Annotated in this window: 11 protein-coding genes; 9 read left to right on the top strand and 2 right to left on the bottom strand. The window is 55.6% G+C overall.

The genetic code is table 11. The features are described from left to right. Window positions 1-3: 3 nt before the first annotated feature. Together glnD and map are read right to left on the bottom strand one after the other, a co-directional pair. On the bottom strand, window positions 4-2,667 hold the full coding sequence (glnD, locus tag ABLV64_RS18755) for a bifunctional uridylyltransferase/uridylyl-removing protein GlnD (RefSeq protein ID WP_348842983.1): 2,664 nt from the start codon (window positions 2,665-2,667) through the stop codon (window positions 4-6). Between the two features lie 57 nt (window positions 2,668-2,724). Next, entirely contained in the window at window positions 2,725-3,519 is a 795-nt protein-coding gene (gene map / locus ABLV64_RS18750; protein ID WP_004204446.1) for a type I methionyl aminopeptidase, read from the bottom strand. Window positions 3,520-3,840: 321 nt separating this feature from the next. Here map and rpsB point away from each other — a divergent pair, with 321 nt between their 5' ends. The 9 genes from rpsB (at window position 3,841) to bamA (ending at window position 14,240) form a co-directional block, all read left to right on the top strand. Continuing rightward, on the top strand, window positions 3,841-4,566 hold the full coding sequence (gene rpsB, locus ABLV64_RS18745; protein ID WP_004204447.1) for a 30S ribosomal protein S2: 726 nt from the start codon (window positions 3,841-3,843) through the stop codon (window positions 4,564-4,566). Window positions 4,567-4,685: 119 nt separating this feature from the next. Beyond that, entirely contained in the window at window positions 4,686-5,537 is an 852-nt protein-coding gene (tsf, locus tag ABLV64_RS18740; RefSeq protein WP_004151930.1) for a translation elongation factor Ts, read from the top strand. Between the two features lie 147 nt (window positions 5,538-5,684). Continuing rightward, window positions 5,685-6,410: a UMP kinase gene (pyrH, locus tag ABLV64_RS18735; protein WP_002889306.1), complete on the top strand. Its 726-nt coding sequence runs from the start codon at window positions 5,685-5,687 to the stop codon at window positions 6,408-6,410. A gap of 150 nt (window positions 6,411-6,560) precedes the next feature. Then, window positions 6,561-7,118, top strand: coding sequence for a ribosome recycling factor (frr, locus tag ABLV64_RS18730; protein ID WP_002889308.1), 558 nt, complete (start codon window positions 6,561-6,563; stop codon window positions 7,116-7,118). A gap of 228 nt (window positions 7,119-7,346) precedes the next feature. Beyond that, a complete protein-coding gene (gene ispC / locus ABLV64_RS18725) occupies window positions 7,347-8,549 on the top strand; it encodes a 1-deoxy-D-xylulose-5-phosphate reductoisomerase (protein WP_065697333.1) in 1,203 nt (400 codons plus the stop codon). 237 nt (window positions 8,550-8,786) lie between these two features. After that, window positions 8,787-9,545 carry a (2E,6E)-farnesyl-diphosphate-specific ditrans,polycis-undecaprenyl-diphosphate synthase gene (ispU, locus tag ABLV64_RS18720; RefSeq protein WP_002889316.1) on the top strand — a complete coding sequence of 253 codons (759 nt, stop codon included), beginning with the start codon at window positions 8,787-8,789 and terminating at the stop codon, window positions 9,543-9,545. Between the two features lie 12 nt (window positions 9,546-9,557). After that, a complete protein-coding gene (cdsA, locus tag ABLV64_RS18715) occupies window positions 9,558-10,415 on the top strand; it encodes a phosphatidate cytidylyltransferase (protein ID WP_004204449.1) in 858 nt (285 codons plus the stop codon). 11 nt (window positions 10,416-10,426) lie between these two features. Then, a complete protein-coding gene (gene rseP / locus ABLV64_RS18710) occupies window positions 10,427-11,779 on the top strand; it encodes a sigma E protease regulator RseP (RefSeq protein WP_004204451.1) in 1,353 nt (450 codons plus the stop codon). A gap of 31 nt (window positions 11,780-11,810) precedes the next feature. Next, window positions 11,811-14,240 carry an outer membrane protein assembly factor BamA gene (bamA, locus tag ABLV64_RS18705; RefSeq protein ID WP_004204452.1) on the top strand — a complete coding sequence of 810 codons (2,430 nt, stop codon included), beginning with the start codon at window positions 11,811-11,813 and terminating at the stop codon, window positions 14,238-14,240. The last annotated feature ends 84 nt before the right edge of the window (window positions 14,241-14,324 follow it).

The raw sequence follows: 14,324 nt of genomic DNA, 5'->3' as shown, positions 1-14,324 counted from the left end.
ACGTCACCCTTTATCGTTTGGATTGAGGGCCGCTGTCAACCGTTGTTGCACTTCTTGTTGCAGCTCATTATTAAGGGCACGCCGGTCGGCGGTAGCGATTATAAATAAATCTTCTACTCGCTCACCAATTGTCGTAATTCGCGCCCCGTGAAGCGAAATTCCGAGGTCGGCGAATACCTGACCGACACGGGCGAGCAGCCCGGGCTGGTCAAGGGCTATCAGCTCGAGAAACGATTTCCGATCGGTATGGGTCGGCAGAAAATTTACCTCGGTGTCCACCGAGAAATGACGCAGTTTTGCCGCCTGACGACGGGGCGCCGGGGGCTCCCAACTGCGCTGCGTGATGGTCTGTTCCAGACCCTGGCGGATCGCTTCGTGGCGATCGGCGGACAGCGGACTGCCGTCGGGTTCGAGGACAATAAAGGTGTCCATCGCCATGCCGTCGCGGGTGGTGAAGATCTGCGCATCGTGGACGCTGAGGTTGCGACGGTCCAGTTCGCCACACACCGCGGCGAACAGGTAAGGGCGATCCGGGCTCCAGATAAAAATCTCCGTTCCGCCGCGGGTGGCCTGCGAGCTCAGGAGGATCATCGGCTTATTCAGATCGTGGCGCAGCAGGTTGCGGGCGTGCCAGGCGAGCTGCGTCGGCGTATGTCGCACGAAATAATTGGCGCGGCAGCGGTTCCAGATCTGATGCAGCGCCTCTTCATTAATATTGTCCATCCGCAGCAGGGCCAGCGCCTGCAACTGATGGTGACGCACGCGTTCGCGCATGTCCGGGGTGCTTTGCATGCCGCGACGCAGCTGTTTTTCAGTGGCGAAATAGAGTTCGCGCAGCAGGCTCTGCTTCCAGCTGTTCCACAGGGTTTCGTTGGTGGCGCAGATATCGGCGACGGTCAGACACACCAGATAGCGCAGGCGATTTTCCGTTTGCACCTCCTCGGCGAACTGCTTAATCACCTCCGGATCCTGAATATCGCGCCGCTGGGCGGTGACCGACATCAGCAAGTGGTGACGCACCAGCCAGGCGACCAGCTGCGTTTCCCGGGAGTTCAGCCCGTGTAGCTCGGCAAACTTCAGCACATCCTGCGCGCCGAGGATCGAGTGGTCGCCGCCGCGCCCTTTGGCGATGTCGTGGAACAGGGCGGCGATTAAAATCAGCTCCGGGTGCGTTAAACGCGGCCATAACTCCACGCACAGCGGGTGGCGGCTACGAGTCTCTTCTTTAGCAAAACTCTCCAGCTTGAGCATCACGCGGATGGTGTGTTCATCGACGGTATAGGCGTGAAACAGGTCGAACTGCATCTGGCCGACGATATGAGACCACTGCGGCATATAGGCCCACAGCACGCTGTGAAGATGCATCGGCAGCAGTCCGCGACTCACTGCTCCCTGATGGCGCAGCATGCTGAGAAAGAGCGTGCGCGCCTCCGGGATATAGCACAGCGGCTGGGTCAGATGGCGGCGGGCGTGGCGCAGATGGCGCAACGTCGTGGAGTAGATGCCGGTGATGGTGCTGTTGCGCACCATAATATAAAACATGCGCAGAATGGCCTGCGGCTCGCGAATAAACAGCGTATCGTCACGCAGATCGATCAGCGTGCCGCGCAGCTGGAAGTCATCATCGATCGGGCGCGGTTTTTCATCCTCGGTCAGCGCAAGGATGGCCTCTTCAAACAGCTGCAGCAGCATCTGGTTCAGCTCGCTCACCCGGCGGGTGACGCGGAAGAAGTCCTTCATCATATGCTCAATCGGCTGGTTGCCGTCGCCTTCATAGCCGAGCCGGCGGGCGACGCTGAGCTGGCGGTCGAAAAGCAGGCGGTTGTCATAGCGAGTGAGTTCGAGATGCAGCGCGAAGCGGATACGCCACAGTTGATGCAGACACTCGTTGAGCTCATTGCGCTCGGCTTCGGTCAGAAAGCCGAAGCCGACCATCTCATCCATTGAGGTGGCGCCGAAATGGCGGCGAGCCACCCACTGTAGCGTATGGATATCGCGCAGGCCGCCGGGGCTGCTTTTCACGTCCGGCTCGAGGTTATAGCTGGTGCCGTGATAACGCTGATGACGGACGTTCTGCTCTTCGACCTTGGCGGCGAAGAACTTTTCTGATGGCCAGAAGCCGTCGCTAAAAATATGTTTTTGCAGCTCAAGGAACAGCGCGACATCGCCGATCAGCAGGCGCGATTCGATTAAGTTCGTGGCGACGGTGAGATCTGAAAGCCCTTCCAGCAGACACTCTTCGAGAGTGCGTACGCTATGGCCTACCTCCAGTTTGACGTCCCACAGCAGCGTCAGCAGTTCGCCGACCTTTTGCGCCTGGTCGTCCGGCAGCTTTTTGCGGCTGAGGATCAGCAGATCGACGTCAGAAAGCGGATGCAGCTCGCCGCGACCGTAGCCGCCGACGGCCACCAGCGCCAGGTCGCAGACGGATTCGAATCCACTGGCGATCCACAACCGCTGCAGCAGCTGGTCGATAAATTCGGTGCGCGCCGCAATGAGCAGCTCCGCGGCGATACCGGCGTCAAACGCCTCGCCCAGCCAGTGCTGAAAGGTATCGATGTGCGCCTTTATTGCAGCACAGTTCAGATCGCCCTGCGGCCAGCTCACCGGATGTTCCGGCGGGATGGGCAGAAGAGGGGAGGCTGTGTCAGGTAATGAGTTGCTCATCGCGTCACCATAAGAAAAAACTATCTAATAAAAAAGCCGGCGGGCGCCGGCTTTTCATCATTCATCGTGCGAGATTATCGCCGGGATGGTGTCATCCTTACGTAGCGTCAGAATTTCGCAGCCGTTGTCTGTCACCACAATAGTATGCTCATACTGTGCAGACAAGCTCCGGTCTTTAGTTTTCACCGTCCAGCCGTCTTTCATGCTGCGGATCTCTTTTTTACCGGCGTTGACCATCGGCTCGATGGTAAAGGTCATGCCTGGTTTGAGCACGACGTTGGTTTCCGGCGAGTCGTAGTGCAGCACCTGCGGCTCTTCATGGAAGCCGCGGCCGATGCCATGACCGCAGTATTCGCGAACCACGGAGAATCCTTCCGCTTCCACATATTTCTGGATCGCCGCGCCGATGGTGCGCAGATTGATGCCCGGCTTCACCATCTTCAGCGCCAGGTACAGGCTTTCCTGAGTGATGCGGCACAGGCGCTCGCCGAGAATCGTCGGTTTGCCGACGATAAACATTTTGGAGGTATCGCCATGGAAATCATCTTTAATGACGGTCACGTCGATATTCACGATATCGCCATCTTTCAGCAGTTTGCCGTCGTCAGGGATACCGTGACAGACCACTTCGTTGACCGAAATGCAGACGGATTTCGGATAGCCGTGATAGCCGAGACAGGCGGAAATGGCCTTCTGCTCGTTAACGATATAGTCGTTACAGATACGGTCCAGTTCGCCAGTGCTGACGCCCGGCTTAACCCAGGGTTCGATCATTTCCAGCACTTCAGCGGCCAGGCGACCGGCAACGCGCATTTTTTCAATATCTTCAGATGTCTTAATAGAAATAGCCATGGAGTATGTCCAGCAGTGTCGATATTTTCGACAATAATAGAGTAAGTCCTGTCAATGGTAACAGTCCGGGCAGGCTGGTGCCAAACTGAGAATCATTAACAGCACGCGACGTCAACAAGAGTTGGTGTCTGGGTGGATTTTGTGGTATAAAGCGCGCCGGACTTCCGATCCATCTCAGATACACAGGATGGACGGGAGCGACAAATCTCACTTTGTGTAACAACACACACGTATCGGCACATATTCCGGGGTGCCCTTTGGGGTCGGTAATATGGGATACGTGGAGGCATAACCCCAATTTAATCTATAGAGGTTTTAAACATGGCAACTGTTTCCATGCGCGACATGCTCAAGGCTGGTGTTCACTTCGGTCACCAGACCCGTTACTGGAACCCGAAAATGAAGCCGTTCATCTTCGGTGCGCGTAACAAAGTTCACATCATCAACCTTGAGAAAACCGTACCGATGTTCAACGACGCTCTGGCTGAACTGAACAAGATCGCTGCTCGTAAAGGTAAAATCCTTTTCGTTGGTACTAAGCGCGCTGCAAGCGAAGCGGTAAAAGACGCTGCTCTGAGCTGCGACCAGTTCTTCGTGAACCATCGCTGGCTGGGCGGTATGCTGACTAACTGGAAAACCGTTCGTCAGTCCATCAAACGTCTGAAAGACCTGGAAACTCAGTCCCAGGACGGTACTTTCGACAAGCTGACCAAGAAAGAAGCGCTGATGCGTACTCGTGAGCTGGACAAGCTGGAAAACAGCCTGGGCGGTATCAAAGACATGGGCGGCCTGCCGGACGCACTGTTCGTAATCGACGCTGACCACGAGCACATCGCTATCAAAGAAGCAAACAACCTGGGCATCCCGGTATTTGCTATCGTTGATACCAACTCTGATCCGGACGGCGTAGACTTCGTTATCCCGGGTAACGACGATGCAATCCGCGCAGTAAGCCTGTACCTGGGCGCTGTTGCTGCTACCGTTCGTGAAGGTCGCTCTCAGGACCTGGCTTCTCAGGCGGAAGAAAGCTTCGTAGAAGCTGAATAATAAGGTTTAAGCCCTTATTAGTACCGTGTATGAATAGGGGCCCATTATCGGCCCCTTTTTTCAATTTACGCTGTTTGGCCGTTGGCCGGGCAGTATCCACATCTCCCGAGGATTTTAGAATGGCTGAAATTACCGCTTCCCTGGTAAAAGAGCTGCGCGAACGTACTGGCGCAGGCATGATGGATTGCAAAAAAGCGCTGACTGAAGCGAATGGCGACATCGAGCTGGCAATCGAAAACATGCGTAAATCCGGCGCGATCAAAGCGGCGAAGAAAGCAGGCAACGTGGCTGCTGACGGCGTGATCAAAACCAAAATCGAAGGCAACTACGGTTACATTCTGGAAGTTAACTGCCAGACTGACTTCGTTGCTAAAGATGGTGGTTTCCAGGCATTTGCTGACAAAGTACTGGACGCCGCTGTTGCGGGTAAAATCTCCGACGTTGAAGTTCTGAAAGCGCAGTTCGAAGAAGAACGTGTTGCCCTGGTTGCTAAAATCGGTGAGAACATCAACATCCGTCGTATCGCTGTTCTGGAAGGCGACGTTCTGGGCAGCTACCAGCACGGTGCGCGCATCGGCGTTCTGGTTGCCGCTAAAGGCGCTGACGAAGAGCTGGTTAAGCAGCTGGCAATGCACGTTGCTGCAAGCAAGCCGGAATTCGTTAAGCCGGAAGACGTGTCTGCTGAAGTGGTAGAGAAAGAGTACCAGGTTCAGCTGGACATCGCGATGCAGTCCGGTAAGCCGAAAGAAATCGCAGAGAAAATGGTTGAAGGCCGCATGAAGAAATTCACCGGCGAAGTTTCTCTGACTGGTCAGCCTTTCGTCATGGAGCCGAGCAAATCTGTTGGTCAGCTGCTGAAAGAGCACAACGCTGACGTGACTGGCTTCATCCGCTTTGAAGTGGGCGAAGGCATCGAGAAAGTTGAGACTGACTTTGCAGCAGAAGTTGCTGCGATGTCCAAGCAGTCTTAATTTTTACAAGGAGCCGCCTGAGGGCGGCTTCTTTTTGCGCCCATTTTGTAAATTCAGCCAACTGCTTATAGTGACCGCGCTGAAATGCGACATACAATGTCGCCGGAATTCTCACATCTCATTCGTTGACAGTCTCAGGAAAGAAACATGGCTACCAATGCAAAACCCGTCTACAAACGTATTCTGCTGAAATTAAGTGGCGAAGCGCTGCAGGGCTCAGAAGGCTTCGGTATTGATGCAAGCATACTTGACCGCATGGCTCAGGAGATCAAAGAGCTGGTTGAGCTGGGTATTCAGGTTGGCGTAGTAATTGGTGGCGGTAACCTGTTCCGTGGTGCTGGTCTGGCGAAAGCGGGTATGAACCGCGTTGTGGGCGACCACATGGGCATGCTGGCAACGGTTATGAATGGCCTCGCGATGCGCGATGCGCTCCACCGCGCCTATGTGAACGCTCGTCTGATGTCCGCCATTCCGCTGAACGGCGTGTGCGACAACTACAGCTGGGCAGAGGCGATCAGCCTGCTGCGCAACAACCGCGTGGTGATCCTTTCCGCGGGTACCGGCAACCCGTTCTTTACCACCGATTCCGCAGCCTGCCTGCGCGGTATTGAAATTGAAGCCGATGTGGTGCTGAAAGCCACCAAGGTTGACGGCGTATTCACCGCTGATCCGGCCAAAGATCCTTCCGCCACGATGTACGATCAGCTGACCTACAGCGAAGTGCTGGAAAAAGAGCTGAAAGTGATGGATCTCGCGGCCTTCACCCTGGCGCGTGACCATAAATTGCCGATTCGCGTCTTCAACATGAACAAACCTGGCGCCCTGCGTCGCGTGGTGATGGGCGAAAAAGAAGGCACATTGATCACGGAATAATTCCCGTCTGCGCCAAATCCGGGTAATATTCCGCTTTACTTTCGCGGGGATATTACCCGGTGATTTTCATTAAATCTGACTATACTTAGCTCATTTTCCGACGGGTGCCCCGTCTGGTCTGACTGAGACAAGCTTTCAAGGATTCGTAACGTGATTAGCGATATCAGAAAAGATGCTGAAATCCGCATGGAAAAATGCGTCGAAGCATTCAAAAACCAAATCAGCAAAATTCGCACGGGTCGTGCTTCTCCGAGCCTGCTGGACGGGATTGTTGTTGAATACTACGGTACGCCGACCCCGCTGCGCCAGCTGGCCAGCGTCACCGTCGAAGACTCCCGTACCCTGAAAATCAACGTCTTTGACCGTTCTATGTCCGCGGCCGTTGAAAAAGCGATCATGGCGTCCGACCTCGGTCTGAACCCAAGCTCTGCCGGCAGCGATATTCGTGTTCCGTTGCCGCCGCTGACCGAAGAGCGTCGTAAAGATCTGACCAAGATCGTGCGTGGTGAAGCTGAGCAGGCGCGCGTTGCCGTACGTAACGTTCGCCGCGACGCCAACGACAAAGTCAAAGCGCTGCTGAAAGAGAAAGAGATCAGCGAGGATGACGATCGCCGTTCTCAGGACGACGTGCAGAAAATGACTGACGCCGCCATCAAGAAAGTTGACGCGGCGCTGGCAGACAAAGAAGCAGAACTGATGCAGTTCTGATGCTCTGCCCTTACTCGGGCCTGACAGCGTCTGGTCTGAGTAAAATCCGAAACGCCGTACAGAAGACTGTACGCTCAATTCTCGGGATTGCGTTGCGACCGCTGGCCTTGTAGCCTTTAGCGCTAAGTTGAAGGCCTAATGCCGCCGTCTTATCCCTGATAATTGCTGCGTAGGGGCTTGCTGGCGGCGTTTTGCTTTTTATTCTGTTTCCACTCTTCTGGACGTCTCATGAAGCAATTAACCGTTCTCGGTTCGACCGGCTCCATTGGCTGTAGCACGCTGGACGTGGTGCGCCATAATCCCGGTCGCTTTTCCGTCGCCGCGCTGGTCGCGGGGAAAAACGTTGACCGTATGGTTGAACAATGCCTTGAATTTACCCCCCGTTACGCCGTGATGGACGATGCGCAAAGCGCTGAGCGATTGCGCACCCGTCTGCAGGAACATGGCTGCCGTACCGAGGTGCTGAGCGGCCAGCAGGCGGCGGCAGAGGTCGCAGCGCTGGAGGAGGTCGATCAGGTGATGGCGGCTATCGTCGGCGCGGCGGGGCTGGTGCCGACGCTGGCGGCGATCCGCGCCGGGAAAACGGTGTTGTTAGCGAATAAAGAGTCGCTGGTGACCTGCGGTCGCTTGTTCATGGAGGCGGTTCAACGGTCGGGGGCGCGATTGCTGCCGGTCGATAGCGAACATAACGCGATTTTTCAGAGTATGCCGGAGACAATTCAGCAGCATCTGGGATACGCTGACCTGGCGCAGAATGGCGTTTCATCCATCCTGCTGACCGGCTCGGGCGGGCCTTTCCGTGAGACAGCGGTAGCTGATCTGGCGGCGATGACGCCGGATCAGGCCTGCCGTCATCCTAACTGGTCGATGGGACGCAAGATCTCCGTTGACTCCGCTACGATGATGAACAAAGGCCTGGAATATATTGAAGCGCGTTGGCTGTTTAACGCCTCGGCCCGGCAGATGGAGGTTCTTATCCATCCGCAGTCGGTGATCCACTCGATGGTTCGCTATCAGGACGGCAGTGTGCTGGCGCAGCTTGGGGAGCCGGATATGCGCACGCCGATCGCCCATACCATGGGCTGGCCGCAGCGGCTGAACTCCGGCGCTAAGCCGCTGGACTTCTGCCAACTGAGCAATCTGAGCTTCTCCGCGCCAGACTATACGCGGTATCCGTGCCTGAAGCTGGCGATGGAGGCGTTTGACGTCGGCCAGGCGGCGACCACCACGCTGAATGCGGCCAATGAAGAGTCGGTTGCCGCGTTTCTGCATGGCGATATCCGCTTTACCGATATTGCGGCGGTTAACCAGACTGTGCTGGATAAGATGAACCTGCAGGAGCCGCAAAGCATTGATGACGTTCTGGTTATCGACGCTGAGGCCCGCGCGGTTGCTCATCAACAGCTGAAACGGTTGGTCACCCAGGCGTAACGCGGTGATATTTGTGGGCGCAAAGCTTCAGTGATATAGTCTGCGCCACCCGATCGTTGCATTTTGTTGTTAAAGATTACGGTGGCCGTGGCAAAACACGGCTTTTTTGCGTAAAGCTTTTGGTTGTTCTCTGCGATTGGCTGCAGCCCCGGCACCGGATAAAAATGCGTATCCAGCGCGGCCCGGTGGCCTCTGTTTGGTGGCTAGTTAATCCTTATTATGGACTTAAAACGCGTGATGTTGTCTGCTAATCAAACTGTCAGCGAAATATCGCCCACACATGGCTGCCGTCATGTCGCCATTATTATGGATGGCAACGGCCGTTGGGCGAAACGGCAAGGTAAAATTCGCGCTTTCGGGCACAAGGCCGGTGCGAAATCCGTGCGTCGCGCGGTCTCTTTCGCGGCGAATAATGGGATTGAGGCGTTAACGTTATACGCGTTCAGCAGCGAAAACTGGAACCGTCCGGCTCAGGAAGTCAGTGCGCTGATGGAGCTGTTCGTCTGGGCGCTGGATAGCGAAGTCAAAAGCCTGCACCGACACAATGTGCGTTTGCGGATTATTGGCGACACCACGCGCTTCAATGCGCGCCTGCAGGAGCGTATCCGCAAAGCGGAAGCGCTGACCGCGAACAATACCGGCTTAACGCTGAATATTGCGGCCAATTACGGCGGTCGCTGGGATATTACCCAGGGCGTTCGTTTGCTGGCGAAACAGGTACAGGACGGGACGCTGCTGCCTGAGCAGATCACGGAAGACATGCTGAGTCAGCAGGTCTGCATGCATGAACTGGCTCCCGTAGATTTAGTTATTAGGACCGGGGGAGAGCACCGAATAAGTAATTTTCTGATTTGGCAAATTGCCTATGCCGAACTTTACTTTACGGATGTTCTTTGGCCCGATTTTGCTGAACAGGACTTTGAAGGTGCACTCCATGCCTTTGTTAATCGAGAGCGTCGTTTCGGCGGCACTGAGCCGGGTGGCAGTCATGCCTGATGGGGGTCACTTTTGCTGAAGTATCGCCTGATATCTGCTTTCGTCTTAATCCCCGTCGTCATTGCGGCGCTGTTTTTATTGCCGCCTATGGGGTTTGCTATCGTGACCCTGGTGGTCTGTATGCTCGCCGCATGGGAGTGGGGGCAACTGAGTGGTTTCACCTCGACGTCGCAGCGGGTCTGGCTGGCGGTGTTGTGCGGCCTTCTGCTGGCGGCGATGCTGTTTCTGCTGCCGGAATACCATTATGACGTTCATCAACCGATGGTTGAAGGCTCGCTGTGGGCCTCTTTCGTCTGGTGGATCGTCGCGCTGCTGCTGGTGCTCTCTTATCCGGCGTCGGCGGCATTCTGGCGTCACTCTAAAGTGCTGCGCCTCATCTTCGGTATCCTGACCATTGTCCCGTTTTTCTGGGGCATGCTGGCGCTACGCGCCTGGCACTATACCGATAACCATTACAGCGGTGCGCTGTGGCTCCTGTACGTGATGATTCTGGTCTGGGGCGCGGATTCCGGCGCCTATATGTTTGGTAAAATGTTTGGCAAGCACAAGCTGGCGCCGAAGGTTTCGCCGGGAAAAACCTGGCAGGGCTTTTTTGGCGGTTTGCTGACCGCGGCGGTGATCTCCTGGGCCTACGGGGTGTGGGCCCATCTTGACGTTACGCCAACGGTGCTGCTGGTCTGTTCGGTAGTAGCCGCCCTGGCTTCGGTGCTGGGCGATCTGACGGAAAGTATGTTTAAGCGCGAGGCCGGCATTAAGGACAGCGGGCACTTGATTCCCGGACACGGCGGTATTCTCGATCGTATCGACAGCCTGACGGCGGCGGTGCCGGTCTTCGCCTGTCTGCTACTGTTGGTCTTCAGGACGATTTGACGGAAGGTGATATGCTGAGCGTGCTCTGGAATCTGGCAGCTTTTATCATTGCGCTTGGCGTACTGATTACGGTGCATGAGTTTGGCCATTTTTGGGTAGCGCGTCGCTGCGGTATCCGGGTTGAGCGTTTTTCTATCGGCTTCGGCAAAGCGTTGTGGCGGCGGATGGATAAGCAGGGTACGGAGTTCGTCATTGCCCTGATCCCGCTGGGCGGCTACGTCAAGATGCTGGATGAGCGTGTTGAAGCGGTGGCGCCGGAGATGCGCCACTACGCGTTCAATAATAAAACCGTCGGCCAGCGTGCGGCGGTGATTGCCGCCGGTCCCATCGCTAACTTCCTTTTCGCTATCTTTGCCTACTGGCTGGTCTTCATCATCGGCGTTCCTGGGGTCCGTCCGGTAGTGGGTGAAATAACGCCCAATTCGGTTGCCGCGCAAGCACAAATTGCAAAAGGAACGGAACTTAAAGCGATAGATGGTATCGAAACGCCTGATTGGGATGCGGTGCGTCTGCAGCTGGTGGCCAAAATCGGCAACCCGCAAACAATACTTACCGTCGCCCCTTTCGGGACTAATCAGCGCCAGGATAAAATCGTCGATCTGCGGCACTGGGCGTTTGAGCCAGACAAGCAAGATCCCGTCACGTCGCTGGGGATCCAGCCGCGCAGCGCGCAGATTGATACAGTGCTGGCGGAGGTCCAGGCGGGCTCGGCAGCGCAGAAAGCAGGTTTGCAAGCGGGCGACCGGATCGTTAAAGTCGATGGTCAACCGTTAACGCAGTGGATGACGTTTGTTAATCTGGTGCGCGATAATCCGGGCAAAGCGCTGGCGCTGGAGATTGAACGGCAGGGGAGTGCGCTGCCGTTAACCCTGACGCCGGATGCAAAAACGGTGAAAGGTAAGGCAGAAGGGTTCGCAGGGGTGGTGCCAAAGGTCATCCCGCTGCCTGAAGAATACAAGACAGTACGTCAGTACGGACCGTTTGCCGCCATCGCTGAAGCCACGGATAAAACCTGGCAGCTGATGTCACTGACGGTCAGGATGCTGGGTAAATTGATAACCGGTGATGTCAAACTGAACAACCTCAGTGGGCCGATCTCTATCGCTCAGGGGGCTGGAATGTCAGCGGAGTTTGGGTTGATTTATTATCTGATGTTCCTTGCGCTGATTAGCGTGAACCTCGGAATCATCAACCTGTTCCCACTACCCGTACTGGATGGGGGACATCTGCTGTTTTTGGCGATTGAAAAGCTGAAGGGCGGGCCGGTATCCGAGCGAGTTCAAGACTTTAGTTATCGCATTGGCTCAATACTGCTGGTGCTGTTAATGGGGCTTGCACTTTTCAATGATTTCTCTCGGTTATAAGAGAGTTTGTTAGGAAGAACGCATAATAACGATGGCGATGAAAAAGTTGCTCATAGCGTCGCTGCTGTTTAGCAGCGCGACTGTATACGGTGCTGAAGGGTTCGTGGTGAAGGACATTCATTTCGAAGGCTTGCAGCGTGTCGCTGTTGGTGCGGCCCTCCTCAGTATGCCAGTGCGTCCTGGCGATACGGTGACCGACGATGATATCAGTAACACTATTCGCGCGCTGTTTGCCACTGGCAACTTCGAGGACGTCCGCGTCCTGCGCGATGGTGATACCCTGCTGGTGCAGGTGAAAGAGCGTCCGACGATCGCCAGCATCACCTTCTCCGGCAACAAGTCGGTGAAAGATGACATGCTCAAGCAGAACCTTGAGGCCTCTGGCGTTCGGGTGGGCGAGTCGCTTGACCGCACGACCATCGCGGATATCGAGAAGGGCCTCGAGGATTTCTACTACAGCGTCGGTAAATACAGCGCCAGCGTCAAAGCGGTCGTTACCCCGCTGCCGCGTAACCGTGTCGACCTGAAACTGGTCTTCCAGGAAGGCGTCTCCGCTAAAATTCAGCAGATCAACATCGTCGGCAACCATGCGTTTTCGACTGATGAGCTGATCTCCCACTTCCAGCTGCGCGATGAAGTGCCGTGGTGGAACGTGGTCGGCGACCGTAAATACCAGAAGCAGAAACTGGCGGGCGACCTTGAAACCCTGCGCAGCTACTACCTGGATCGCGGCTATGCCCGTTTCAACATTGATTCTACCCAGGTCAGCCTGACGCCGGATAAGAAAGGGATCTATATCACCGTCAACATCACCGAAGGCGATCAGTACAAGTTTTCCGGGGTACAGGTGACGGGCAACCTCGCCGGCCATTCCGCGGAAATCGAAGCGCTGACCAAAGTCGAGCCGGGTGAACTGTATAACGGCGCGAAAGTGACCAAGATGGAAAACGACATCAAGAAACTGTTGGGTCGTTATGGTTACGCCTACCCGCGCGTACAGTCGCAGCCGGAGATCAACGACAGCGATAAAACCGTTAAGCTGCACGTCAACGTCGACGCGGGCAACCGCTATTACGTGCGTAAAATTCGCTTCGAAGGCAATGACACCTCCAAAGACGCCGTTCTGCGCCGCGAAATGCGCCAGATGGAAGGCGCGTGGCTGGGCAGCGACCTCGTCGATCAGGGTAAAGACCGTCTCAACCGTTTAGGCTTCTTCGAAACGGTCGATACCGATACCCAGCGCGTACCAGGCAGTCCGGACCAGGTCGACGTAGTCTACAAGGTGAAAGAGCGTAACACCGGTAGCTTCAACTTCGGTATCGGTTACGGTACCGAGAGCGGCGTCAGCTTCCAGGCGGGCGTTCAGCAGGATAACTGGTTAGGTACTGGCTATGCTGTCGGGATCAACGGCACCAAAAACGACTACCAGACCTATACCGAGCTGTCGGTGACCAACCCGTACTTCACCGTAGACGGTGTGAGCCTCGGCGGTCGTATCTTCTATAATGACTTTGACGCGAACGATGCGGATCTGTCTGACTATACCAACAAAAGCTATGGTACAGACGTCACGCTGGGCTTCCCGGTCAACGAATACAACACGCTGCGCGCGGGCGTCGGGTATGTGCATAACTCCCTGTCCAATATGCAGCCGCAGGTGGCGATGTGGCGTTACCTGAACTCGATGGGCCAGTATCCGGACAACACCAACGACCGGAACTCGTTCAGTGCGAATGACTTCACCTTCAACTACGGTTGGACCTATAACAAGCTTGACCGCGGCTTCTTCCCAACCGAAGGTTCGCGCGTCAACCTGAACGGTAAAGTGACCATTCCGGGTTCGGACAACGAATACTACAAAGCGACGTTGGATACCGCCACCTATGTGCCGATCGACAACGATCATGAATGGGTGGTGCTGGGTCGTACCCGCTTTGGCTATGGCGATGGTATCGGCGGCAAAGAGATGCCGTTCTATGAGAACTTCTATGCAGGTGGCTCCAGCACCGTGCGTGGCTTCCAGTCGAACACCATTGGTCCGAAGGCGGTGTACTTCCCGTCGAGCAGCCGTCATGATGGCGACAGCGGCTATACCAACGACTGTAAGAGCACCGAATCCGCACCGTGTAAATCCGATGATGCGGTGGGCGGTAACGCCATGGCGGTGGCCAGCCTGGAGCTGATTACCCCGACGCCGTTTATTAGTGACAAATATGCGAACTCGGTCCGGACTTCCTTCTTCTGGGATATGGGTACCGTATGGGATACTCACTGGGATTCGAACGCGTACGCTGGATATCCGGATTACAGCGATCCGAGCAACATCCGTATGTCTGCGGGTATTGCCGTGCAGTGGATGTCGCCGTTGGGGCCGTTGGTCTTCTCCTACGCCCAACCGTTCAAAAAGTACGATGGAGACAAAGCCGAACAGTTCCAGTTTAACATTGGTAAAACCTGGTAATTGTTGGCGGCAACGGAATGCAAGTGCAGTATAGCGCTGACCGTAGGCGATAACGCGTTTATCGCCTCGCCACGCAAATAACGG

The sequence above is a fragment of the Klebsiella sp. JB_Kp031 genome (genome assembly GCF_040064295.1).
Lineage (GTDB): Bacteria > Pseudomonadota > Gammaproteobacteria > Enterobacterales > Enterobacteriaceae > Klebsiella > Klebsiella quasipneumoniae.
Note: the sequence above shows the minus strand (reverse complement) of the source record. Positions and strands in the feature narration are given on the sequence as shown.

Coding starts and splice junctions, on each gene's coding strand:
- ispC (WP_065697333.1), top strand. CDS start 7,347: ATGAAGCAATTAACCGTTCTCGGTTCGACCGGCTCCATTGGCTGTAGC.
- ispU (WP_002889316.1), top strand. CDS start 8,787: ATGTTGTCTGCTAATCAAACTGTCAGCGAAATATCGCCCACACATGGC.
- glnD (WP_348842983.1), bottom strand. CDS start 2,667: ATGAGCAACTCATTACCTGACACAGCCTCCCCTCTTCTGCCCATCCCG.
- tsf (WP_004151930.1), top strand. CDS start 4,686: ATGGCTGAAATTACCGCTTCCCTGGTAAAAGAGCTGCGCGAACGTACT.
- bamA (WP_004204452.1), top strand. CDS start 11,811: ATGGCGATGAAAAAGTTGCTCATAGCGTCGCTGCTGTTTAGCAGCGCG.
- map (WP_004204446.1), bottom strand. CDS start 3,519: ATGGCTATTTCTATTAAGACATCTGAAGATATTGAAAAAATGCGCGTT.
- rpsB (WP_004204447.1), top strand. CDS start 3,841: ATGGCAACTGTTTCCATGCGCGACATGCTCAAGGCTGGTGTTCACTTC.
- rseP (WP_004204451.1), top strand. CDS start 10,427: ATGCTGAGCGTGCTCTGGAATCTGGCAGCTTTTATCATTGCGCTTGGC.
- pyrH (WP_002889306.1), top strand. CDS start 5,685: ATGGCTACCAATGCAAAACCCGTCTACAAACGTATTCTGCTGAAATTA.